The 22,997-nt window shown below is 60.9% G+C and carries 17 protein-coding genes; 11 read left to right on the forward strand and 6 right to left on the reverse strand.

Going from position 1 to position 22,997, the window contains the following annotated elements; translation table 11 throughout:
- Positions 1 to 383 precede the first annotated feature (383 nt).
- The 3 genes from QLG12_RS24275 (at position 384) to QLG12_RS24285 (ending at position 7,125) form a co-directional block, all read left to right on the forward strand.
- On the forward strand, positions 384 to 3,836 hold the full coding sequence (locus tag QLG12_RS24275; RefSeq protein WP_282475348.1) for an alpha/beta fold hydrolase: 3,453 nt from the start codon (positions 384 to 386) through the stop codon (positions 3,834 to 3,836).
- Between the two features lie 153 nt (positions 3,837 to 3,989).
- Positions 3,990 to 5,858, forward strand: a complete 1,869-nt coding sequence (locus tag QLG12_RS24280) for a hypothetical protein (RefSeq protein ID WP_282475349.1) — start codon at positions 3,990 to 3,992, stop codon at positions 5,856 to 5,858.
- A 25-nt stretch (positions 5,859 to 5,883) separates the two neighbouring features.
- Positions 5,884 to 7,125: a metallophosphoesterase gene (locus QLG12_RS24285; protein ID WP_282475350.1), complete on the forward strand. Its 1,242-nt coding sequence runs from the start codon at positions 5,884 to 5,886 to the stop codon at positions 7,123 to 7,125.
- A 67-nt stretch (positions 7,126 to 7,192) separates the two neighbouring features.
- Here QLG12_RS24285 and gbcA read toward each other — a convergent pair whose 3' ends face one another.
- Positions 7,193 to 8,485 carry a glycine-betaine demethylase subunit GbcA gene (gene gbcA / locus QLG12_RS24290; protein ID WP_011336282.1) on the reverse strand — a complete coding sequence of 431 codons (1,293 nt, stop codon included), beginning with the start codon at positions 8,483 to 8,485 and terminating at the stop codon, positions 7,193 to 7,195.
- A 281-nt stretch (positions 8,486 to 8,766) separates the two neighbouring features.
- On the opposite strand from gbcA, the gene gbcB reads away from it, so the two are divergent.
- Positions 8,767 to 9,867, forward strand: coding sequence for a glycine-betaine demethylase subunit GbcB (gene gbcB, locus QLG12_RS24295; RefSeq protein ID WP_011336281.1), 1,101 nt, complete (start codon positions 8,767 to 8,769; stop codon positions 9,865 to 9,867).
- A 67-nt stretch (positions 9,868 to 9,934) separates the two neighbouring features.
- Here gbcB and QLG12_RS24300 read toward each other — a convergent pair whose 3' ends face one another.
- The 5 genes from QLG12_RS24300 to QLG12_RS24320 all read right to left on the reverse strand — a co-directional run bounded on the left by QLG12_RS24300 (position 9,935) and on the right by QLG12_RS24320 (position 14,234).
- Positions 9,935 to 10,321: a hypothetical protein gene (locus QLG12_RS24300; protein WP_197867287.1), complete on the reverse strand. Its 387-nt coding sequence runs from the start codon at positions 10,319 to 10,321 to the stop codon at positions 9,935 to 9,937.
- Positions 10,318 to 11,766: a hypothetical protein gene (locus tag QLG12_RS24305; RefSeq protein ID WP_282475351.1), complete on the reverse strand. Its 1,449-nt coding sequence runs from the start codon at positions 11,764 to 11,766 to the stop codon at positions 10,318 to 10,320. The genes QLG12_RS24300 and QLG12_RS24305 overlap by 4 nt, the downstream gene beginning before the upstream one ends.
- Positions 11,763 to 12,050 carry a type VI secretion system tube protein TssD gene (tssD, locus tag QLG12_RS24310; protein WP_282475352.1) on the reverse strand — a complete coding sequence of 96 codons (288 nt, stop codon included), beginning with the start codon at positions 12,048 to 12,050 and terminating at the stop codon, positions 11,763 to 11,765. The genes QLG12_RS24305 and tssD overlap by 4 nt, the downstream gene beginning before the upstream one ends.
- 90 nt (positions 12,051 to 12,140) lie before the next feature.
- Positions 12,141 to 12,965, reverse strand: a complete 825-nt coding sequence (locus QLG12_RS24315; protein ID WP_282475353.1) for an NAD(P)-dependent oxidoreductase — start codon at positions 12,963 to 12,965, stop codon at positions 12,141 to 12,143.
- 228 nt (positions 12,966 to 13,193) lie between these two features.
- Positions 13,194 to 14,234 carry a low specificity L-threonine aldolase gene (locus tag QLG12_RS24320; RefSeq protein ID WP_236194925.1) on the reverse strand — a complete coding sequence of 347 codons (1,041 nt, stop codon included), beginning with the start codon at positions 14,232 to 14,234 and terminating at the stop codon, positions 13,194 to 13,196.
- A gap of 127 nt (positions 14,235 to 14,361) precedes the next feature.
- Between QLG12_RS24320 and QLG12_RS24325 the strand changes: the two genes are divergently transcribed.
- From QLG12_RS24325 to purU, 7 genes are all read left to right on the forward strand, one after another.
- Positions 14,362 to 15,072 carry a TraX family protein gene (locus tag QLG12_RS24325; RefSeq protein ID WP_282475354.1) on the forward strand — a complete coding sequence of 237 codons (711 nt, stop codon included), beginning with the start codon at positions 14,362 to 14,364 and terminating at the stop codon, positions 15,070 to 15,072.
- A 282-nt stretch (positions 15,073 to 15,354) separates the two neighbouring features.
- Positions 15,355 to 16,608, forward strand: coding sequence for a serine hydroxymethyltransferase (glyA, locus tag QLG12_RS24330; RefSeq protein ID WP_011336274.1), 1,254 nt, complete (start codon positions 15,355 to 15,357; stop codon positions 16,606 to 16,608).
- Between the two features lie 20 nt (positions 16,609 to 16,628).
- Positions 16,629 to 17,879, forward strand: coding sequence for a sarcosine oxidase subunit beta (locus QLG12_RS24335; RefSeq protein ID WP_003206307.1), 1,251 nt, complete (start codon positions 16,629 to 16,631; stop codon positions 17,877 to 17,879).
- A gap of 14 nt (positions 17,880 to 17,893) precedes the next feature.
- On the forward strand, positions 17,894 to 18,223 hold the full coding sequence (locus QLG12_RS24340; protein WP_011336273.1) for a sarcosine oxidase subunit delta: 330 nt from the start codon (positions 17,894 to 17,896) through the stop codon (positions 18,221 to 18,223).
- Complete coding sequence (locus QLG12_RS24345; protein WP_282475355.1) at positions 18,220 to 21,237, forward strand: sarcosine oxidase subunit alpha; 3,018 nt, start codon at positions 18,220 to 18,222, stop codon at positions 21,235 to 21,237. The genes QLG12_RS24340 and QLG12_RS24345 overlap by 4 nt, the downstream gene beginning before the upstream one ends.
- 55 nt (positions 21,238 to 21,292) lie before the next feature.
- Positions 21,293 to 21,925, forward strand: a complete 633-nt coding sequence (gene soxG / locus QLG12_RS24350) for a sarcosine oxidase subunit gamma family protein (protein WP_064380256.1) — start codon at positions 21,293 to 21,295, stop codon at positions 21,923 to 21,925.
- 13 nt (positions 21,926 to 21,938) lie between these two features.
- Complete coding sequence (gene purU / locus QLG12_RS24355) at positions 21,939 to 22,796, forward strand: formyltetrahydrofolate deformylase (RefSeq protein ID WP_007959808.1); 858 nt, start codon at positions 21,939 to 21,941, stop codon at positions 22,794 to 22,796.
- Positions 22,797 to 22,997: the final 201 nt, after the last annotated feature.

Here is a 22,997-nt window from a genome sequence, read left to right on the forward strand (position 1 = left end):
CGGCGGGCTTAGTCCAAATAGCAATTGATCAGATTTCATACAGTTCTAAGAGGCTGCCTTGACTTCGATCCGGTGCCTGTCTTCACTGCAATGGCACAAGGACAGCTGTCACTTATCCACATCTGGTTCAGGGAGAACGCGTGATGGATACCCAGCCACACCGCTTACCCCCCAATCCCTGCACGCTCCGCGTTCTGCCGGCTCCTGCGCCGCGCAAGCGCACGTTGCGTCGTGCCGTCAATCAGCACGCCCGTCTGTAGCCCCTGATTCCTGCCCAAACCGTTGTACTGCCGCCGGGATTTCCCGGAGGCCAGGAGCCCGTTCGCCCATTGATTGCAGGCAACCGCAGAGTTGCCCCATCTGCCTGAGAGAGGAACCCCCTCATGACACGGATCGCAACGCCCATCAGCGAAATCAAGGAACACTACGACGTGATCGTCATCGGCTCCGGGTATGGCGGCGGCATTGCCGCTTCGCGCCTGTCCCGGGCCGGTAAAAGGGTCTGTCTGCTGGAACGCGGTCGGGAGATCCAGCCCGGCGAATACCCCAACACCATGATCGCCGCGACCGAAGAGTTGCAGGTGCACGATCCGGACGGCCACATCGGCTCGCGCACCGGGTTGTTCGACCTGCACGTCAACGCCCAGCAGAACGTGGTGGTCGGCTGCGGCCTCGGCGGCACGTCGCTGATCAACGCCAACGTTTCCCTGGAGCCGACCGATGAGGTATTCCAGGATCCGCGCTGGCCACTGGCGGTGCGCGAGGACCGTGACGGTTTGCTCAAGGCGGGTTACGCCAAGGCCCGGGAGATGCTCAAGCCCAATCCCTACCCGAGCAGCTCGCCAAACCTGCCGAAACTCGATGCCAACAAAAAATCTGCGGACTTCCTCAAGCAAGGCGCGCACTTCTACAAGCCGCCAATCAACGTAACCTTCGACAAACTGCCCAACAACCTCAACCACGTCGGCGTCGAGCAGCTGCCGTGCAACCACTGCGGTGACTGCGTTTCGGGCTGTAACAACAAGGCCAAGAACACTACGCTGATGAACTACCTGCCGGACGCCACCAATCACGGCGCGGAGATTTTCTGCCAGGCCCAGGTGCGGCATCTGGAGCGCGACGGCAATGGCTGGATCGTGCACTTCCAGTACCTCGACAGCGGCCGCGAGAAATTCGACGCCCCGACCTTGTTCGTGAAGGCCGACATCGTCGTGGTTTCTGCGGGCACCCTCGGCTCTACCGAAATTCTGCTGCGCTCACGGGACAAAGGTCTGGTGATGTCCGGCCAGCTCGGCGAGAACATGAGCGGCAACGGCGACATCCTCGGTTTCGGCCACAACTGTGAGCAGACCATCAACGGCATCGGTTTCGGCGCGCATTCGGCCAAGGAACTGCAACCGGTCGGCCCGTGCATCACCTCGATCATCGACATGCGCAACGAGGGTGACCGCAGCAGCCATATGGTCATCGAGGAAGGTTCGATCCCCGGCGCGCTCGGCCGGCCGATGGTACCGGCGATGGCCGGGTTCGCCGAGATGATCGGCAAGCCCACCGACGACAGCTTCAGCGGCAAGGTGAAGTACAAGGAGCGCGAAGCCGAAAGCTTCCTGCGCGGCCCGTATCACGGGGCGCTGCACAACCTGCAGACCTACCTGATCATGAGCCACGACAGCGGTCAGGGACGCATGGTTCTCGACAGCAAGGATCAACTGCGCATCGACTGGCCGGGCGTCGGCGAGCAGGAAAACTTCAAGATCGGCAACGAACGGCTGTACCAGAGCACCAAGGCCCTGGGCGGGATCTGGGTCGAGAATCCGATCTGGACCAAGCTGCTCAAGCACAGCATCGTCTCGGTGCATCCGCTGGGTGGTTGTGTGATGGGTGAAGATGCCGCGCAAGGCGTGGTCAACCACAAGGGCCAGGTGTTCAGTGGCGCCAGCGGCACCGATGTCTACGCCAACCTGTACGTGACCGACGGCGCGGTGATCCCGACGTCACTGGCGGTCAATCCGCTGCTTACCATCTCCGCCGTGAGCGAGCGCAACATGGGCCTGCTGGCGGCCGACCGTGGCTGGACGATCGACTACACGCTGCCGTCGGCGCCGCACAAACAGACCGCGCCGCCGACCCTTGGCGTGCAGTTCACCGAAACCATGAAAGGCTACTTCTCCCGCGCCTTCACCGCCGCGCAAAGCACCGATCTCAAAGTCTATGAAGCTGCCGCCAAACGTGGCGAGGCGGACAACTCGCCGATCGACTTCACCCTGACCATCACCGCCAACGACCTCAACCGGATGATCAAGGAACCGGAACACGCCGCGACCATCGTCGGCACGGTGATCGCTCCGGCGCTGTCGCCGCAACCGCTGACCGCCAGCAACGGCGTGTTCAACCTGTTTGAGCAGTTCGAGCAGCAGGTCGATACGCGTCACATGAAGTACGACATGAAACTGACCGCCGAGGACGGCAACGACTACTTCTTCAGCGCCTTCAAGACCGTGCCGGAAGACAACGGCGTGCTGAACATCTGGCACGACACCAGCACCCTCTACGTGACGCTGTATCGCGGGCCGGACAAATCCGGCGAAGTCATCGGTTCGGGTGTGATGCACATCAAACCGACCGACTTCGCCAAGCAGATGACCACCATGAAAGTCCTCAATGCGCGCAACGAGCGTGAGCGGATCGAAGGGCTGGCGCGGTTCGGCAAGTTCTTCGCCGGGATTCTCTGGGAGAGTTATGGCGGGGTGTTCGCCGGGGACAAATACTTCAATCCCGACGCGCCGCCACGGCTGAAACGGCCACTGGATGCGCCGACGCCGGCGGTGAATTTCTTCTCCACCGAAGACGGCGTGCAGTTGCGCCTGACCCGTTATCAGGCCGGCAGCAAAGGCCCGGTGATGCTGGTGCATGGTCTGGGGGTGGGCTCGAATATCTTTTCCACCGACACGATCCAGACCAACCTGCTGGAGTTTCTGTGCAAGCACGACTACGACGTATGGCTGCTGGATTTCCGGGTGAGCATCCTGCTGCCGGCGAGCAAGAAGGAATGGAACGGCGACCAGATCGCCCAGTACGACTTCAAGGCCGCCATCGCACAGATCCAGCAGCAGACCGGCGCGAAAGACGTGCAGTGCGTGGTGCATTGCTACGGCGCCACGACCTTCTTCATGTCGCTGCTCGCTGGTTTGCAGGGCGTGCGTTCGGTGGTCTGCTCGCAGATTGCCGCCGACACGGTGGTCGCGACGGCAACGGGGCTGAAGGCCGGTCTGCACTTGCCGGGAATGCTCGATGCGATCGGCATCAAATCCATGACCGCCTACGCCGACAGCAAGGAGAACTGGTTCAACCGGCTCTACGACAAGGCGCTCAACGGCTACGCGCGGATCGAAGCCCAGGGCTATTGCACCAACCCGGTGTGCCACCGCATCACCTTCATGTACGCCTCGCTGTACCGCCACGACACCCTCAACGAGACCCTGCATGACAACCTGCATGAACTGTTCGGCGAGTCGAACATCGAGACCTTCGAGCACCTGGCGCTGATCGTACGCAAAGGGCATCTGGTGGATTTCAAAGGACACGATGTGTACATGCCGCACTTTGATCGGCTGACCATGCCGATCTGCTTCATCAGCGGCGCCGACAACCAGTGTTATCTGCCGGAGAGCACGCTCAAGACCTATCAGCGGGTTTGCGAGAAGCACGGGCCGGAACGCTACAGCCGGCATGTGGTGCCGGGTTACGGCCACATCGATTGCATGTTCGGCAAGAACGCGGTGGTCGATGTGTATCCGATCATCCTTGAACACCTGGAGAAAACGGCTCTCGGTTGATCTCAGACCGAGTCGACTGTATCGCTGGCAAGCCAGCTCCCACATTGAATGGTGCCAGGCAAAAATCCTGTGAGCACCTCCAGACCCTGTGGGAGCTGGCTTGCCAGCGATAGCGATCCTTCAGGCGGTGAATCTCTAAAGGACAAGGACGATATGGACAGCTACATCCGCTGGTTTCAACGCTTCATCTGGCTCGGCATTGCGATGAACATGGTGTTCGCGATCCCGGCGCTGTTCGCGCCGGGGTTGCTGACATCGGTGGTCGGCCTGCCGCCGCAACTCTCCGACCCGTGGCTGGAAAACGCCGGAATGCTGCTGGTGGGCATCAGCGTGTTCTACATGCCGTCGGGCTTCAATGCGCCGCGCTACGTGCTGCATTCCTGGCTGTGCGTGCTGACGCGGCTGATTGCAGTGGCGTTCTGGATCTACCTGATCAACACCAGCAGCCAGGGTTCGCTGTTCGTGCCGATGCTGATGGGCGACCTGAGCTTTTTCCTGATTCTCGGCATCCTGCTGTACCTCGGCACCACCCCTGAAAACCGACCACTGGCGCTGCTGTGTGACGGCTGGCGCGAATGGCGGGCAGCATGGGCGCGGCAGTGGCAGAGTCATGCGTTCAAGGTCGGCACGCTGGTCGTGGTGGCGCTGCTGGCGTTCATCGGTTACCAGACCTGGTATCAGATGCTGCGCGTGGTGCCGGAGCAGGATTACGCGTCCGACGAAGATCACTACAAATACGCCGCGATTGGCCTGGGTATCGAGGCGCGGATTCCGTATTACCTGTTCTCCGTGCTGCCACAGATGTGCCCGGAAAAACTGCCGAAACCCGGTGGCTGGGAAGTCTTCGGTTTCCTGTTCGAGAACGGCAAGGACCTGCCGATCGGCATGGCCAAGCGGCAGATCGGTTACCCGACCGTCGAGCCGAACTGCGCGCTGTGCCACACCGGTTCCTACCGGGCGAATGCCAGCGACGTCGCGGTGAATGTGCCGAGCGCACCGGCCAACACCCTGCAACTGCAAGCCTTCCAGTGGTTCGCCTACGATTGCGCCAGCGACCCGAAATTCACCACCGACGCGGTGATGGCGGCGATCAACAGCAAGTTCCAGCTGGGCTTTTTCGAGAAGCTCTACAACCGCTACCTGATCATCCCGATGGCCAAGACCGCACTGCTCAAACAGAAGCAGGCCTACGCCTGGCAGAAGCTGCGCCCGCAACAGGGGCCGGGGCGTACCGACACCTTCAACCCGACGAAAATGGTGGTGTTCGGCTTCCCGGATGACTCGACCATCGGCACCGTCGACCTGCCGCAAGTGTGGAACCAGAAACCCCGGGAATCGATGTACCTGCACTGGGACGGCAATAACAACAAGATCCACGAGCGCAACTACGCCGCTGCGATGGCCGTGGGCGCGACGCCGGAATCGGTGCTGCCGCCGAGTTTCAACCGGGTGACCAACTGGCTGCTCGGGCACAAGGCGCCGGCGTGGCCATGGTCACTGGATCAGGCCAAAGTCGCCCAGGGCAAACCGCTGTGGGAAACCAATTGCGCCAGTTGTCATGATTTCGGGCGTACCGACACCGGGCAGGTCACCACCAACATCGACCAGCTCGGCACCGATCCGCATCGGCTGAACTCGTTCACCACCGGGCTGGTGGCGGCGTTCCACACCTTCAAGAAACCGCCGTTCGATTTCGGCGCCTACCGCAAGACCCAGAGCTACAGCAACACGCCCACCGACGGCATCTGGCTGCGCGCACCTTACCTGCACAACGGTTCGGTGCCGACCTTGTGGGACTTGCTGCAACCGCCGGAAAAACGTCCGCAGGTGTTCATCACCGGCTCCGATGTCTATGACCCGGTCAACGTTGGCTTCGTGACCAGCGGCGCCCAGGCCAAGGCCTCGGCGGACTTCACCTACGACACGCGCCTGGAAGGCAACCACAACAGCGGTCACCTGTACGGCACGACGCTGTCGGACGACGACAAGCGTGCACTGATCGAATTCATGAAAACCCTGTGAACCCTTACGGATAGAGGATTTCGCCATGTCAGCGGTCGGACATCTGAAACACGAATACGACAAGGTCAAGGTGCGCCTGCACGGCTTGTTCACGCGTATCGAAATGGCTTGGATGAAGCTCATCAGCGAACTCGAACCCAAGGAATTCGAGGCCATCATCAAGTTGCTCCAACGCGGTCATGATCAGGCGCAATACGTGCTCAAGCACGGCGAGCTGCCGGACGACGAGCCAGCGGTGCCGTGGGAACTGTCCCACGGATTGTCGATCCTGCGCATCGGCAACGCGACGCCGTTGCCGCAATCGCCCGATCAACTGCAGACCAAGGTGCTCAAGGACGGCACGCTGCTGGGCTGCCGCAAATGGGAGCTGCTGGATCTGCTGTGGAGCGAGGCGCTGCTCAAGTGGATCGAGAACCTGCGCCATCACGCGACTTTCGGCACCGATCCGGCGCTGGTGACCATGGAGCGCGAAGTGACGCTGGCGATTGCCGGCGACTGGGGCACCGGGCCGTTCAACAGCCATGCGCCGGCGGTGTCGGTGGCCAACCAGATGCAACTGGCCAATGCTGATTTCACCATTCACCTGGGGGATGTCTATTACGCCGGCACTCACTCCCAGGAAGACACCGACATGGCCGGCTGGCCGATGGGCACCCACGGCTCGTTCACCCTCAATTCCAACCACGAGATGTACAGCGGCGCCCACGGTTACTTCAAGGAACTGGCGGCGCGTTTTCCGGGGCAGCAGGGCACCAGCTACTTTGCCCTGATCAACGATGACTGGCTGATTGTCGGGCTGGACACGGCGTACGCCTCGGACGTCCTGAACCTGTACATGGACGGCACCCTGAACAAGCCGCAGATCGAATGGATGAAGGGTCTGCCGAAGCGCAAGAAACTCATGGTGCTCAGCCACCACCAGGGCTTCGACATCACCGGGCACCACAAGACTGAGCTGTATCAACCGGTGTGTGATGCGCTGGGGCGTGAGCCTGATTATTGGTATTGGGGCCATTTGCACAACGGCATTGTCTATGCGCCGCAGGGTGGACTGCATGCGCGCTGCGCCGGGCACGGAGCGATTCCCTATGGCACCACCAGCGAGCTGAACGGGCATTCGCGGGTGTTGTTTTCGGAGACGCAGGATGCGAACGATCCGGACTATCCGCTGCGGGTGTTGAACGGGTACGCGAAGATCAGGTTGGTGGGGGAGGCGATTTTCGAGGAGTTTATCGGGGAGGATGGATCGGTGAGGTGGAAAAGCTAGCCGCGAGCTACAAGCGGCGAGCTACAAGCCTTCTTGCCGCTTGAAGCTAGCCGCTTGTAGGTGCTTTTTATCCTTGGACAGGCACGCCTTTGAGATACGGCGCAGGTTCGGCCCCGAGGTTGCTCAGCATCCGCTCGCTGTACCAATCGACGAAGTTGACCACGCCGAACTCATAGGTCTTGGAGTACGGGCCCGGCTGGTAGGCGGTGGAGTTGATCCCGCGCTGGTTCTCTTCGGCCAGACGACGGTCCTGATCGTTGGTCGCGTCCCATACCTGGCGCATGCGTTCGACGTCGTAATCCACGCCTTCGACCGCATCCTTGTGCACCAGCCATTTGGTGGTGACCATGGTTTCCTGGGCGCTGATCGGCCACACGGTGAACACGATGATGTGGTCGCCCATGCAGTGGTTCCACGAGTGCGGCAGGTGCAGGATGCGCATCGAGCCCAGATCGGGGTTCTTGATCCGGCCCATCAGCTTGGCGCAGCCCTGTTTGCCGTCCATGGTCATCGACACGGTGCCTTTGAGCAGCGGCATGCGTACGATGCGGTTGCGCAGGCCGAAACTGGCGTGGGCGTAAGGGATCTTTTCGGCTTCCCACGCGGCAGCGGAGGCGGCGACGTGATCCTTGAACGCCTGATCGGCACGCGGGTCGGTGACGTCGTCCCATTCCAGCAGGGTTTTCAACAGTTCCGGGTGAGAACCGCTGCAGTGGTAGCACTCGCGGTTGTTTTCCAGCACCAGTTTCCAGTTGGCCTTTTCCATCAAGGTGGTTTGCACCGCCACCTTGGTGTTTTCCATGTCGTACGGTTCCATGTAGTGGTTCAGGGTCGACAGGAAGTCATCAATGGCCGGCGGGTTCTCCGCCAGGCTGATGAAGATGTAACCACCGGCGGTCTTCACGTTCACCGGTTTCAGACCGTACTGCTTCATGTCGAAGTCGGCGCCCATTTCGGTGCCGGCGAACAGCAGGCGACCGTCCAGCTCGTACGTCCACTGGTGGTAGTGGCAGACCAGTTTGGCGACCTTGCCCTTGTCGCTGGTGCACAGGCGCGAGCCACGGTGGCGGCAGACGTTGTGGAACGCATGCACCACGCCCTCGGCGCCGCGAATGACGATGATCGGGTTCTTGCCGATCTGCAGGGTGATGTAGTTGCCCTTGGCCGGGATCTCGCAGGTCATGCCGGCGATCAACCACTCCTTCTGGAAGATCTCCTGCATGTCGATATCGAACAGGCGCTCGTCACTGTAGAACGGTTGCGGCAGCGAATAGGTGCGCTCGCGCTCCTGGAGCATTTGTGCGGTGGCCTTGCGTGCGGGTTCCAGCGGGTCGCCCAGGCTGATTTTTGCGGTGTCCATCGATGAATTCCTCAAGGCCATCTGCGTGGCCGCGAAAGTGGCTGATCAGGGTTGCAGCGCAAGGTGTAAAGAATCTGTTTGTGTTGGGGGCGAGTGTGGGGCCGGCGCTGCCCGGAACCTTATCCATGGGCGACATGGTGCAATCTGTTCCCGACGCGCAACCCCCGGTGGTTGGGGGCTGGTCGCGATAAGTATGTGAATGTCGCGGATAGGTAAACGGGGCGTTCGCGCTATACGCAGAATCGCCACATGAAGGCCGACAGTCGGCCGTGGAGAACAGCATGTCGAACAGCTTCCTGAATCCGGTCACCACCCAGACCTGGGCCAATGGCCGACACATCGTCCGTTGCGTCAAAGTCATCCAGGAAACCTGGGATGTGCGCACCTTCTGTTTCATGGCCGACCAGCCGATCCTGTTCTTCTTCAAGCCCGGACAGTTCGTGACCCTGGAGCTGGAAATCGAAGGCCAGCCGATCATGCGTTCGTACACCATCTCCAGCTCGCCGTCGGTGCCGTACAGCTTTTCGGTGACCATCAAGCGGGTGCCGGGGGGCAAGGTCTCCAACTGGCTGCACGACACGCTGCATGAAGGCCAGGAGCTGGCGGTACACGGCCCGGTCGGGCTGTTCAACGCCATCGATTTCCCGAGCCCGAAAGTGCTGTACCTGAGCGGTGGTGTCGGCATCACACCAGTGATGTCCATGGCGCGCTGGTTCTACGACACCAACGGCAACGTCGACATGACGTTCATCCACAGCGCCCGCTCGCCGAAAGACATCATTTACCACCGCGAGCTGGAACACATGGCGTCGCGGATCGACAACTTCAGCCTGCACCTGATCTGCGAGAAACACGGACTCGGCGAGCCGTGGGCCGGCTATCGCGGCTACCTCAACCACAAGATGCTGGAACTGATGGTGCCGGACTTCCTTGAGCGCGAAGTCTTCTGCTGCGGCCCGACACCGTACATGACGGCGGTCAAGCGCCTGCTGGAAAACGCCGGCTACGACATGAAGCGCTATCACGAGGAATCCTTCGGCGCCACGCCGCCGGAAGCTCGTGCCGACGCGGTGGAACAGGCCGAACAAGCAGCGGAAGCACCGGAAGTCCCGGCGGCGGATCTGCACCTGGTGGAATTCACCTCTTCGGACAAGAGCATCCGTGTCGCGCCGGGCGAGACCGTGCATGCGGCGGCTGCCAAGGTCGGCCTGATGATCCCGAAAGCCTGCGGGATGGGGATCTGCGGGACGTGCAAGGTGCTGAAGCTGGGCGGCGAGGTGGAGATGGATCACAACGGCGGGATCACCGAGGACGACGAGGCGGAGGGGTACATTCTTTCTTGCTGCAGTGTGCCGAAGGGGGATGTTCGGATCGAATATTGAATTCAGTTTGCAGGCTTGGGGGCGATCTCTCGTAGGGGAGATCGTATGAAGTCATTAGTTGCTGTTTTTAAATAACTTCTAATGCGGCGAGAAGTCCAAAGAACAAAAAAGTTAAGCCGGAAATTCTCTGATATTTATATAGTGTAAGTAGCGTGCGTTTGAAGTCTGGCGGAAAATTTTTAATATCTTTTGCGCTCAGTTTCCCTTGGTAAAGGTAGATTTCTGGACGTTTCAGGAAGCTAAAAATTTCCCCCATCATGTAGATCCGCCCCCGCACGCCTCCATGCCATAGCATCATAAGGCCTCCGGCGATCGAACTGTTTTGAAGGCTGTTCATTATTAGTTCTATTTTTGTTTTTGCGATATATAAAATGATGCAGTTAATTATTATGAGTGCGGCGACGTTTATGATGTTTAGAATGATAAAGGCATCTCTTGCAGTTTCATAACTCATCGGGTTTTCTCGTAAATCAATTCACCGGCGATTTCGCCGCCTTTTTCGCCCATATAGCCGACCGTAAAGGATCCGGCTCCCGCAACCACGATCCCGCACAGTGCCCCACCGATTCCTGCACTGGATACCCCGAGTGCTACGCAAATGATGGAGGCCGTGCTTGCACCTACAGCAGAACCGACAGCTCCACCCAGAAAACTTCCGGTTTCCGTGAATTTAATCTTTTCGCACTCCTCGGCGTTCTCGTTCGTACAGACATCCTGAACCTTCATTACCGAGGCTCCGCCACCCACGGCCGTACCAATCCATCCGCCATATTTTACGTATTGCGAGGCTTTCACCACGCCTTGAATGTGAGTGGCGTATCCGGGTGCCTGGCCGATGCCGCCAGCTTTCCTCCAGCGGTGCACCAGGTGCGGATGCTCGATTCCTAGAGCGATCTTGAGGTTTGGGTGATCAGGGAGGCCAATGACTTTCTTCGTCAATCCGGTTAGCTGTCCGTCCAGCCGTTGAAGTAATTCGGCGCGCCGCTTTTTGAATGCTTTTGAGTTCAGGCTGCCATTGGTCTCGATAGTGCTGATATGCAATGCCTCAATGTCTTTCAAAGCTGCTTTTATGCCATCCAGATGGTTAGCGGCCATAGCGGTACCAACCCCAATAACTTTCGACCCATCTGAAAGCGTCCGTCTGATGACCTCATAGTGCTGGGCAAAAAAGTCCGCCTCTTCCACCGTCAACGGCGCCAGCGCCATGCTGACGATGTGCGCGGTTTCCATCAGCAGTGATTCTTCATAGGTGCATTGCTGATTGTCCGGGTCGCTCAGGACAATCAGCGTTCCGGCTTTCACCACGTCGTCCAGCTGATTGAGGCTTTTGAATTTGGCGATGACATTCGGGTTGGGCGACGGAAACAGTTGCGCCTGCAGTTTCTCGGCGGACAGACTTTTAAGCACGATGTAGAACCCAGGCTCCTCCGGTGCCGGCAATTCCTGGGGCCAGTGTTCGCGGGGGAAAAATCGCAAGTCGTTGACTGGATGCACAGATGAGAGCGGGGCTGAGTTCAGGCGCGTCACTCTCAGATTCTGCTGGCGAACGGCCCGCAGTAAACGTTGCGGATCGGGGTTTGCTGCGGCATGTGGAAGCATCGACAAGCGTGGTGTCCTGGCCGCGCCGGTGAGCGTGCCGTGTCTGTTCTGCTGCAGGGCTCGGGACTGGATCAACAGGTTTCGTTGTTCCTGCGCAAGCGCATTGATCCCTTGCTGCGGCGTCAGGCGTCCGTCCGCTACCTCCTCGGTAATTTGCTTGGCGAAGTACGCGACTTGTTGATGGAATTGCACACGTGCAATGCCAAATGCCAGATGACGGTTTCCGATGGTCAGTGCCTGTCCAAGCAGGTTGCCGGCGGCGTCCTGCACATCGCACAGATCATGCTGCCGTGAACTCAACCCGCTTCGCCCCACGAGGTATAGCCAGTGGTGCCTGCAATGTGGTGTACCCAACTGATGCCGCGGTAACGAATGGCCAGTTGTTCTTGAGGCTGGGCATCATTTTGCAGGACGGGTTTTCCGAGATTGGCGTCGCGGCGCATTTCATGGCTCAGGGCGAACACCATGATTTCATCGGTATGGGCCGTCTGGTATTTGTTGCCGACCGATTCCGGCGTCGAACATCCGGCTGAAATAAGGCCTCGGGTCTTGCCGGTGATGGTCATGTAGGCAGGATTCGCCATAGTCTGCGCTCCTCGAAAATGGAGTCGGCAGTCTATGGCGAGGCCTGTTTGGTTTATGTAGGCCCTGGCGTAGGTCGTTTCTGAAAATGCTCAGTCGATAAACAGGTCTGTCATCAACTTCGCATCACTCCCCGGATCAAAGCGGTAATGATCGAACTCGGTTACGCCGCTCTCCTGCAAAATCTCCTCATCAATCAGCAACCGCCCGGTAATCCGCCGCCCGCTGCTACTCAAAATCACATGCGCCGCATCCGCCATGATCTGCGGCGTGCGCGCATGCTTGAACGACTCCCGATTGCCCAGCTGAAATTCGATGGCCGCCGTGGCGATCATGGTCTGCGGCCACAGCGAATTGACGCTGATCCCGTAGTTGGCGAATTCCTCGCTCATCCCGACCGTCAGCATGCTCATGCCGTACTTGGTCACGGTGTAGGGGCTGTACTGGGCGAACCACTTACTGGCCAGATTCAGCGGCGGTGACAGGTTAAGGATGTGCCCCGAGGATTTCTTCAGGTAGGGCAGGGCCGCCTGGCTGCACAGCAAAACCGCGCGGGTGTTGATCTGGTGCATCAGGTCGAAACGCTTGAGCTCGATGTGCTGCACACCGGTCAACTTGATCGCCCCGGCGTTGTTTACCAGTGCATCGATCCCGCCGAAATGTTCATTGGCCTGGGCCAGCGCCTGACGCACCGCGTCTTCATCACGCACATCCAGTTGCAGCGCCAAGGCCTTGCCGCCGGCCGCTTCGACTTCCGCGGCGACGCTGTGGATGGTGCCGGGCAACTTGACGTGGGGTTCGGCGCTCTTGGCGGCGATCACGATATTGGCCCCGTCCCGCGCGGCCCGCAGCGCAATCTCGCGCCCGATGCCACGGCTGGCGCCAGTGATGAACAGGGTTTTGTCTTTCAGCGACATGCGGATGCTCCTGCTTATTGTTATGTGAGCGATGGCTCGACAGACAATGTAGACCAAGCAGTGAAGGTAACGCGGTCTCAGATCGTTCCGACGCTCCGCGTGGGAATGCAGCCATTGACGCTCCGCGTCATGACGGTGGCAGGTGTTGCATCGGCGGTGCGGCAGGAACGCGGAGCGTCCCGGGAGGCATTCCCACGCGGAGCGTGGGAACGATCAAGGAGGAGGCGATCAGGCCGACATGACGTCGCGGATGTCGCGCGCCAGTTCGCGTACGCGTTCTTCCTCGGTGTCCCACGAGCACATGAAGCGGGCGCCGCCCTTGCCGATGAAGGTGTAGAAGCGCCAGTTCCTGGCGGTCAGGGCGGCAATCGCCGGCTCCGAGAGTTGCAGGAACACGCCGTTGGCCTGGACCGGGAACATCAGTTCCACGCCCGGAATGTCGCTGACCAGTTCGGCCAACAGTTGCGCGCAGTGGTTGGCGTGGCGGGCGTATTTGAGCCAGGCGTCGTTTTCCAGAATGCCGACCCACGGGGCCGACAGGAAGCGCATCTTCGAAGCCAGTTGCCCGGCCTGTTTGCAGCGGTAGTCGAAGTCTTCGGCCAGTTTGTGGTTGAAGAACAGGATCGCTTCACCCACCGCCATGCCGTTTTTCGTGCCGCCGAAGCACAGCACGTCGACGCCGGCCTTCCAGGTCAGGTCCGCGGGTGAGCAGCCGAGGAATGCGCAGGCGTTGGAGAACCGCGCGCCGTCCATGTGCAGGTTCAGGCCCAGTTCCTTGCAGGTGTCGCTGATGGCGCGGACTTCTTCCGGGGTGTAGACACTGCCGACCTCGGTGGCCTGGGTCAGCGTCACCACGCGCGGTTTCGGGTAGTGGATGTCCTGACGCTTGAGGGCGACTTCGCGGATCGAGGCCGGGGTGATCTTGCCGTTTTCGGTGCCGGCGATCAGCAGTTTCGAACCGTTGGAGAAAAATTCCGGTGCGCCGCATTCGTCGGTTTCGACGTGGGCGGTTTCCGAGCAGATCACGCTGTGGTAACTCTGGCACAGCGACGACAGCGCCAGCGAGTTGGCGGCGGTGCCGTTGAAGGCGAAGAACACTTCGCAATCGGTCTCGAACAGCTTGCGGAAATCATCCGAGGCGCGGGCTGTCCATTCATCGTCGCCATAGGCGCGCTGGTGGCCGTGGTTGGCCTGTTCCATGGCAGCCCAGGCTTCAGGGCAGATACCGGAGTAGTTGTCGCTGGCGAATTGTTGGCTCTTGTCGGTCATGGCCGGCTTCCGTGATCGGTGCGCTTGTGGCGCTCCGTTGGTCAATGAGGGTGCGCACTTTACCGAAGATCATCCGGGGAGCACACGGGATGTCGCTGTCAGAACTTTACAAGGATGCGAGCCGATTATGCACCTGAGCCAGCGTGACGGCGCACTCGATCTGCTCAAGTGGCTGGCGCTGCTGAGCATGCTGCTCGATCACCTGCGATATGTCGGGATCAGCGCCGATTGGCTGTATGTGCCGGGGCGGCTGGCGTTCCCGTGGTTCTGCCTGGCGATGGCGGCGAATCTGGCGCGGGACGGCACGCGCAAGACCGAATGGCGCTATCTGGGCTGGTTGCTGCTGTTCAGCCTGCTCAGCGAGATTCCCTACCGTTTGTACATTCCCGAGCCCGACACCTTGAACGTGATGCCCACGCTGGCGCTGGGTTTGCTGGTGGCGCGGGGCTGGCAGGATCAGGCACTGGTTTCGCGATTGCTGGCTGTCGGCGCCTTGCTGGTGGCCGCGTTGTTCCCGGAGCGACTGATGTTCGGTCTGTTCGGCGTCCTGCTGCCGCTGGCGACGTTGCTGGTGTTTCGCAAACCCTGGTATTTCAGCCTGTTGCCGGGCCTGCTGTGTCTGGCCGCGAATCAATGGCGGGTGCTCTACGAATCCGCGCAGTTCGGCAACATGGTCGCCATCCTCGGGATTGCGACCTGCCTGATCGCGCCACTGCTCGGAATGTTCCTGTTGCGACATGCGCGACATCTTCAGCCACCTCCGATGCACCGCTGGGCCTACGTCCTCTATCCCGCACATTTCCTGCTGTTGCTCGCCGTCCGCCAACTCTTCACATAACCCTGTGGGAGCTGGCTTGCCAGCGATAGCAGTGGGTCAGCCGCTATCAATGCCGGATGTGCCGCCGCCATCGCTGGCAAGCCAGCTCCCACAAGGTTTTCCGGTGTTTTCGAGATCGAGTCTGGCAATGGCATTTCGGGCCATGTCGTAAACGCACCTTTGCGTGGCGTCCGTAGGCATTTGACCTCCCTGCGCCGGCCATACCATCGCATCAAAGGGCACTGGCTGAGCGCCGTGCCTTACCGAGACGAATGGCGCACAGATGCCGCTGGGAGAGACGCGATGTTCAGCAAGCAAGACCAGATCCAGGGTTACGACGATGCACTGCTGGCGGCGATGAATGCCGAGGAGCAACGTCAGGAAGATCACATCGAGCTGATCGCGTCGGAGAACTACACCAGCAAACGCGTCATGCAAGCGCAAGGCAGCGGCCTGACCAACAAATACGCCGAAGGCTATCCGGGCAAGCGCTACTATGGTGGCTGCGAGCACGTCGACAAGGTCGAAGCGCTGGCCATCGAACGCGCCAAGCAACTGTTCGGCGCCGATTACGCCAACGTCCAGCCGCACTCCGGTTCTTCGGCCAACAGCGCCGTGTACCTCGCGCTGCTGCAAGCAGGCGACACCATCCTCGGCATGAGCCTGGCCCACGGTGGTCACCTGACCCACGGCGCCAAGGTTTCGTCCTCGGGCAAGCTGTACAACGCCGTGCAGTACGGCATCGACACCAAGACCGGCCTGATCGATTACGACGAAGTCGAGCGTCTGGCCGTCGAGTGCAAACCGAAAATGATCGTCGCCGGTTTCTCGGCCTACTCGAAAACCCTCGACTTCCCGCGCTTCCGTCAGATCGCCGACAAGGTCGGTGCGCTGCTGTTCGTCGACATGGCCCACGTGGCCGGTCTGGTGGCTGCCGGTCTGTACCCGAACCCGCTGCCGTACGCCGACGTGGTCACCACCACCACACACAAGACCCTGCGCGGTCCACGTGGCGGCCTGATCCTGGCCAAGGCCAACGAAGAAATCGAGAAGAAACTCAACGCCGCCGTATTCCCCGGCGCCCAGGGCGGCCCTCTGATGCACGTCATCGCCGGTAAAGCCGTGTGCTTCAAGGAAGCGCTGGAGCCTGGATTCAAGGCCTATCAGCAACAAGTGATCGACAACGCCCAGGCGATGGCGAGCGTCTTTATCAAACGTGGCTACGATGTAGTGTCCGGCGGCACCGACAACCACCTGTTCCTGGTCAGCCTGATCCGTCAGGGCCTCACCGGTAAGGACGCCGACGCCGCCCTCGGTCGCGCGCACATCACCGTCAACAAGAACGCCGTACCGAACGACCCGCAGTCGCCGTTCGTGACCTCCGGCCTGCGCATCGGCACCCCGGCGGTGACCACCCGCGGCTTCAAGGTGACCCAGTGCGTGACGCTGGCCGGCTGGATCTGCGACATCCTCGACAACCTCGGCGATGCCGATGTCGAGGCCAACGTTGCCCAGCAGGTTTCGGCCCTGTGCGCTGACTTCCCGGTTTATCGCTGAGCGTTCTGGAGTACATGACTATGCAACGCTATTCGGGCTTCGGCCTCTTCAAACACTCCCTCAGCCACCACGAAAACTGGCAGCGCATGTGGCGCACGCCGACCCCGAAAAAGGTCTACGACGTGGTCATCGTCGGCGGCGGCGGGCACGGTCTGGCGACGGCCTACTATCTGGCCAAGGAGCACGGCATCACCAACGTGGCCGTGGTCGAAAAGGGCTGGCTGGGCGGCGGTAACACCGCGCGCAACACCACCATCGTTCGCTCCAACTACCTGTGGGACGAGTCGGCGCACCTGTACGAACACGCGATGAAACTGTGGGAAGGCCTGTCTCAGGACCTGAACTACAACGTGATGTTCTCCCAGCGCGGCGTCTACAACCTGTGCCACACCCTGCAGGATATCCGTGATTCCGAGCGTCGGGTCAGTGCCAACCGCCTCAACGGCGTGGACGGCGAACTGCTCAACGCCAAGCAGGTCGCGGACGAAATTCCGTACCTCGACTGCTCGAAAAACACCCGCTACCCGGTGATGGGCGCAACCGTTCAGCGTCGCGGCGGCGTGGCCCGTCACGATGCCGTGGCGTGGGGCTTTGCCCGTGCCGCCGACGCACTCGGCGTGGACTTGATCCAGCAGACCGAAGTGATCGGTTTCCGCAAGGAAAACGGCGTGTGCATCGGTGTTGAAACCAACAAGGGCTTCATCGGCGCCAAACGCGTCGGTGTGGTCACCGCCGGTAACTCCGGGCACATGGCCAAGCTGGCCGGTTTCCGTCTGCCGATCGAATCCCACCCGCTGCAGGCGCTGGTGTCCGAGCCGATCAAACCGATCATCGACAGCGTGATCATGTCCAACGCCGTGCACGGCTACATCAGCCAGTCCGACAAGGGCGACCTGGTGATCGGCGCCGGTATCGACGGCTACAACGGCTACGGCCAGCGCGGTTCGTACCCGGTGATCGAGCACACCATCCAGGCCATCGTCGAGATGTTCCCGGTGCTGTCGCGAGTGCGCATGAACCGTCAGTGGGGCGGCATCGTCGACACCACGCCGGATGCGTGCCCGATCATTTCGAAAACCCCGGTCCCGAACATGTTCTTCAACTGCGGTTGGGGCACCGGTGGCTTCAAGGCCACACCTGGCTCGGGCAACGTGTTTGCCGCAAGCCTGGCCAAGGGTGAAATGCACCCGCTGGCCGCACCTTTCTCCATCGACCGTTTCCACAACGGTGCGTTGATCGACGAACACGGCGCTGCGGCTGTCGCCCACTAACAGGAGAAATCCCCATGTTGCATATCTTCTGTCCTCACTGCGGCGAACTGCGCTCCGAAGAGGAATTCCACGCATCCGGCCAGGCGCACATTCCGCGTCCGCTGGATCCGAACAGCTGCACCGACGAGGAGTGGGGCGACTACATGTTCTTCCGCGACAACCCTCGCGGTCTGCACCACGAGTTGTGGGATCACGTCGCCGGTTGCCGCCAGTACTTCAACGTCACCCGTGACACCGTGACCTACGAGATTCTCGAAACCTACAAGATCGGCACCAAGCCGCAATTCACCGACAAGGCTGACACTGCGAAAACAGCCACGACGGCGCTGGGAGAGAAGGTATGAGCCAGACCAATCGCCTGTCCAACGGTGGACGGATCGACCGCAACAAAGTGCTGAGCTTCACCTTCAACGGCCAGACCTACAAAGGGTTTGAAGGCGACTCGCTGGCCGCAGCCCTGCTGGCCAACGGCGTCGACATCATTGGCCGCAGCTTCAAGTATTCGCGTCCGCGCGGAATCTTCGCCGCTGGCGCCGAAGAGCCGAACGCGGTGCTGCAGATCGGTGCGACCGAAGCTACCCAGATCCCGAACGTGCGCGCCACGCAACAGGCGCTGTATCAAGGCCTGGTCGCCACCAGCACCAACGGCTGGCCGAGCGTCAACAACGACATGATGGGGATTCTCGGCAAGGTCGGCGGCAAGCTGATGCCGCCGGGTTTCTACTACAAAACCTTCATGTACCCGCAATCGTTCTGGATGACTTACGAGAAGTACATTCGCAAGGCTGCCGGTCTTGGCCGCTCGCCGACCGAGAACGATCCGGACACCTACGATTACATGAACCAGCACTGCGACGTGCTGATCGTCGGCGCCGGCCCGGCCGGTCTGGCCGCTGCCCTGGCCGCTGCGCGCAGCGGTGCCCGGGTGATCATCGCCGATGAACAGGAAGAGTTCGGCGGCAGCCTGCTCGATTCCCGCGAAAGCCTCGACGGCAAACCGGCGATGGATTGGGTGGCCGGCGTCATCGCTGAATTAAAGAGCACTCCGGACGTGCTGATGTTGCCGCGCGCCACGGTCAACGGCTACCACGACCATAACTTCCTGACCATTCACGAACGCCTCACCGATCACCTCGGTGACCGCGCGCCGATCGGCCAGGTGCGTCAGCGCATCCACCGCGTCCGCGCCAAGCGTGTGGTGCTGGCGACCGGCGCTCACGAGCGTCCGCTGGTCTACGGCAACAACGACGTGCCGGGCAACATGCTCGCCGGTGCGGTCTCGACTTACGTGCGCCGTTACGGCGTGGCACCGGGCAAGAAACTGGTGCTGTCGACCAACAACGATCACGCCTACCGCGTGGCGCTGGACTGGCTCGATGCCAGTCTGCAAGTGGTCGCCATCGCCGATTCCCGCAGCAACCCGCGTGGCGCATTGGTGGAAGAAGCTCGCGCCAAAGGCATTCGTATCCTCACCGGCAGCGCCGTGATCGAGGCCCGTGGCAGCAAGCACGTCACCGCTGCCCGCGTGGCGGCGATCGATGTCAAAGGCCACAAGGTCACCAGCCCGGGCGAATGGCTCGACTGCGATCTGATCGCCAGCTCCGGCGGTTACAGCCCGGTGGTTCACCTGGCGTCGCACCTCGGCGGCAAGCCGATCTGGCGCGAAGACATCCTCGGTTTCGTACCGGGCGAAGCGCCGCAGAAACGCGTGTGCGTCGGTGGCATCAATGGCGTCTACGGTCTCGGTGACTCCCTGGCTGACGGTTTTGAAGGCGGTGTGCGCGCTGCGTCCGAAGCCGGTTTCCGGACCGTTGAAGCCGTGTTGCCGAAAGCCCTGAGCCGTGTGGAAGAACCAACGTTGGCGCTGTTCCAGGTGCCGCACGAGAAAGGCACTTCCCGGGCGCCGAAGCAGTTCGTCGACCTGCAGAACGACGTCACCGCCGCCGCCATCGAACTGGCGACCCGCGAAGGTTTCGAGTCGGTCGAGCACGTCAAACGCTACACCGCGCTGGGCTTCGGCACCGATCAGGGCAAGCTCGGCAACGTCAACGGTCTGGCGATTGCCGCCCGTTCGCTGAACGTGACCATCCCGCAGATGGGCACCACGATGTTCCGTCCGAACTACACGCCGGTGACGTTTGGCGCGGTAGCCGGTCGCCACTGCGGGCACATCTTCGAACCGGTGCGTTACACCGCACTGCATCAATGGCACCTGAAAAACGGCGCCGAGTTCGAAGACGTCGGTCAGTGGAAACGTCCGTGGTACTTCCCGAAAAACGGCGAAGACATGCATGCCGCCGTCAAACGCGAATGCAAGGCTGTGCGCGACAGCGTCGGTCTGCTGGACGCTTCGACCCTGGGCAAGATCGATATCCAGGGCCCGGACGCCCGCGAGTTCCTCAACCGCGTGTACACCAACGCCTGGACCAAGCTCGACGTGGGCAAGGCCCGTTACGGCCTGATGTGCAAGGAAGACGGCATGGTCTTCGACGACGGTGTGACGGCGTGTCTGGCCGACAACCATTTCGTCATGACCACCACCACCGGCGGTGCGGCTCGCGTACTGCAGTGGCTGGAGCTGTACCACCAGACCGAATGGCCGGACCTGAAGGTGTACTTCACCTCCGTCACCGACCACTGGGCGACCATGACCCTGTCCGGCCCGAACAGCCGCAAGCTGCTCAGCGCCGTGACCGACATCGACCTGGCCAATGAAGCGTTTCCGTTCATGACCTGGAAAGAAGGTCTGGTCGGTGGTGTGCCGGCGCGGGTGTTCCGTATCTCGTTCACCGGTGAGCTGTCGTACGAAGTCAACGTCCAGGCCGACTACGCGATGGGCGTGCTGGAAAAAATCGTCGAGGCGGGCAAGCAGTACAACCTGACCCCGTACGGCACCGAAACCATGCACGTACTGCGGGCCGAGAAGGGCTTCATCATCGTCGGCCAGGACACCGACGGCTCGATGACCCCGGACGACCTGAACATGGGCTGGTGCGTCGGTCGCACCAAGCCGTTCTCGTGGATCGGCCAGCGCGGCATGAACCGTGAAGACTGCGTGCGTGACCAGCGTAAGCAGCTGGTGGGCCTGAAGCCGATCGATCCGAACGTCTGGCTGCCGGAAGGTGCACAGCTGGTGTTCAACACCAAGCAGTCGATCCCGATGACCATGGTCGGCCACGTGACCTCCAGCTATGCGCACAACTCCCTCGGCTATTCGTTTGCCATGGGCGTGGTGAAGGGCGGTCTCAAGCGCATGGGTGAGCGGGTGTTCGCACCGCTGGCTGACGGCAGCGTGATCGAGGCGGAAATCGTTTCTTCGGTGTTCTTCGATCCGAAAGGCGATCGCCAGAACATCTAATTGATCGCTCCCGCGCCTGGCGCGGGAGCGACACCGAATTCAGGAAGGGTGCTTTATGACCGCAGCCAACGTTTACCAACAACGCCCGACCACCGGGGCCAAGGCCGAGTCGTCGCTGCATCATGCCGACCTCGCCAGCCTGGTCGGCAAGGGCCGCAAGAACGCCGGTGTGACCGTGCGCGAGAAGAAACTCCTCGGTCATCTGACCATCCGTGGCGACGGCCACGATGCCGCGTTCGCTGCCGGTGTGCACAAGGCGCTGGGCATCGAATTGCCGGGTGCCCTCAGCGTGATCGTCAAAGGCGAAACCAGCCTGCAATGGATGGGCCCGGACGAGTGGTTGCTGATCGTGCCGAGCGGTGAAGAGTTCGCCGCCGAGCAGAAACTGCGCGAAGCGCTGGGCGATCTGCACATCGCAATCGTCAACGTCAGCGGCGGCCAGCAGTTGCTCGAACTGAGCGGCCCGAACGTGCGTCAGGTGCTGATGAAATCCACCAGCTACGACGTGCACCCGAACAACTTCCCGGTCGGCAAGGCGGTCGGCACGGTGTTCGCCAAGTCGCAGCTGATGATCCGTCACACCGCCGAAGACACCTGGGAGTTGCTGATTCGCCGCAGCTTCTCGGATTACTGGTGGTTGTGGTTGCAGGATGCGTCCGCCGAATACGGCCTCAGCGTTCAGGCCTGATCAGGAGAAAACGATGAGCCGCGCCCCGGATACATGGATTCTGACCGCCGACTGCCCCAGCGTTCTCGGCACCGTGGACGCGGTGACGCGTTTTCTGTTCGAGCAGGGCTGCTACGTCACCGAGCACCACTCGTTCGATGACCGGCTCTCGGGCCGGTTCTTCATTCGGGTGGAGTTCCGTCAGCCCGACGGTTTTGACGAACAGTCCTTCCGCGCTGGCCTCGCCGAGCGTGGTCAGGCGTTCGGCATGATCTTCGAGCTGACGGCGCCGAACTACCGGCCAAAAGTGGTGATCATGGTGTCCAAGGCCGATCACTGCCTCAACGACTTGCTCTACCGCCAGCGCATCGGCCAGTTATCGATGGACGTGGCGGCGGTGGTGTCGAACCACCCGGACCTCAAGCCGCTGGCCGACTGGCACCAGATTCCCTACTACCATTTTCCCCTCGACCCCAACGACAAACCGGCCCAGGAGCGGCAGGTGTGGCAGGTCATCGAGGAGGCCGGCGCTGAACTGGTGATCCTCGCCCGCTACATGCAGGTGCTGTCGCCGGAGCTGTGCCGCAAGCTCGATGGCAAGGCGATCAATATTCACCACTCACTGCTGCCGGGCTTCAAGGGCGCCAAGCCGTATCACCAGGCCTACAACAAGGGCGTGAAACTGGTGGGTGCTACCGCGCACTACATCAACAACGACCTGGACGAGGGGCCGATCATCGCCCAGGGCGTCGAGGCCGTGGATCACAGTCATTACCCCGAGGACCTGATCGCCAAGGGTCGCGACATCGAAGGCCTGACCCTGGCCCGGGCCGTCGGGTATCACATTGAAAGAAGGGTTTTTTTGAACGCCAACAGAACCGTCGTTCTTTAGATCGCCATTGCGAGCAGGCTCGCTCCCACAGGGTTTTGTGTCGTTCACAAAATTTGAATCCAACCAGAATCCCTGTGGGAGCTGGCTTGCCAGCGATGAGGCCATAACAGGCAACACAAGCATCAGCATCTGTACCCGAGCACTTAACGCGCTGCCTGCCTGGGCGGCGCGGTTCCATAAAAACAACAGCGAGGTGAAAGC

It is taken from the genome of Pseudomonas sp. V88_4, assembly GCF_029967985.1.
Classification (GTDB): Bacteria; Pseudomonadota; Gammaproteobacteria; order Pseudomonadales; family Pseudomonadaceae; genus Aquipseudomonas; species Aquipseudomonas glycinae.

Excerpts from the sequence above, each read along its gene's own strand:
- QLG12_RS24315 (WP_282475353.1), bottom strand. The coding sequence starts at position 12,965 with ATGTCGCTGAAAGACAAAACCCTGTTCATCACTGGCGCCAGCCGTGGC.
- tssD (WP_282475352.1), bottom strand. The coding sequence starts at position 12,050 with ATGGCGAATCCTGCCTACATGACCATCACCGGCAAGACCCGAGGCCTT.
- gbcA (WP_011336282.1), bottom strand. The coding sequence starts at position 8,485 with ATGGACACCGCAAAAATCAGCCTGGGCGACCCGCTGGAACCCGCACGC.
- QLG12_RS24340 (WP_011336273.1), top strand. The coding sequence starts at position 17,894 with ATGTTGCATATCTTCTGTCCTCACTGCGGCGAACTGCGCTCCGAAGAG.
- soxG (WP_064380256.1), top strand. The coding sequence starts at position 21,293 with ATGACCGCAGCCAACGTTTACCAACAACGCCCGACCACCGGGGCCAAG.
- QLG12_RS24300 (WP_197867287.1), bottom strand. The coding sequence starts at position 10,321 with ATGAGTTATGAAACTGCAAGAGATGCCTTTATCATTCTAAACATCATA.
- QLG12_RS24275 (WP_282475348.1), top strand. The coding sequence starts at position 384 with ATGACACGGATCGCAACGCCCATCAGCGAAATCAAGGAACACTACGAC.
- QLG12_RS24280 (WP_282475349.1), top strand. The coding sequence starts at position 3,990 with ATGGACAGCTACATCCGCTGGTTTCAACGCTTCATCTGGCTCGGCATT.
- QLG12_RS24335 (WP_003206307.1), top strand. The coding sequence starts at position 16,629 with ATGCAACGCTATTCGGGCTTCGGCCTCTTCAAACACTCCCTCAGCCAC.
- QLG12_RS24320 (WP_236194925.1), bottom strand. The coding sequence starts at position 14,234 with ATGACCGACAAGAGCCAACAATTCGCCAGCGACAACTACTCCGGTATC.
- QLG12_RS24285 (WP_282475350.1), top strand. The coding sequence starts at position 5,884 with ATGTCAGCGGTCGGACATCTGAAACACGAATACGACAAGGTCAAGGTG.
- QLG12_RS24345 (WP_282475355.1), top strand. The coding sequence starts at position 18,220 with ATGAGCCAGACCAATCGCCTGTCCAACGGTGGACGGATCGACCGCAAC.
- glyA (WP_011336274.1), top strand. The coding sequence starts at position 15,355 with ATGTTCAGCAAGCAAGACCAGATCCAGGGTTACGACGATGCACTGCTG.
- purU (WP_007959808.1), top strand. The coding sequence starts at position 21,939 with ATGAGCCGCGCCCCGGATACATGGATTCTGACCGCCGACTGCCCCAGC.
- QLG12_RS24325 (WP_282475354.1), top strand. The coding sequence starts at position 14,362 with ATGCACCTGAGCCAGCGTGACGGCGCACTCGATCTGCTCAAGTGGCTG.
- gbcB (WP_011336281.1), top strand. The coding sequence starts at position 8,767 with ATGTCGAACAGCTTCCTGAATCCGGTCACCACCCAGACCTGGGCCAAT.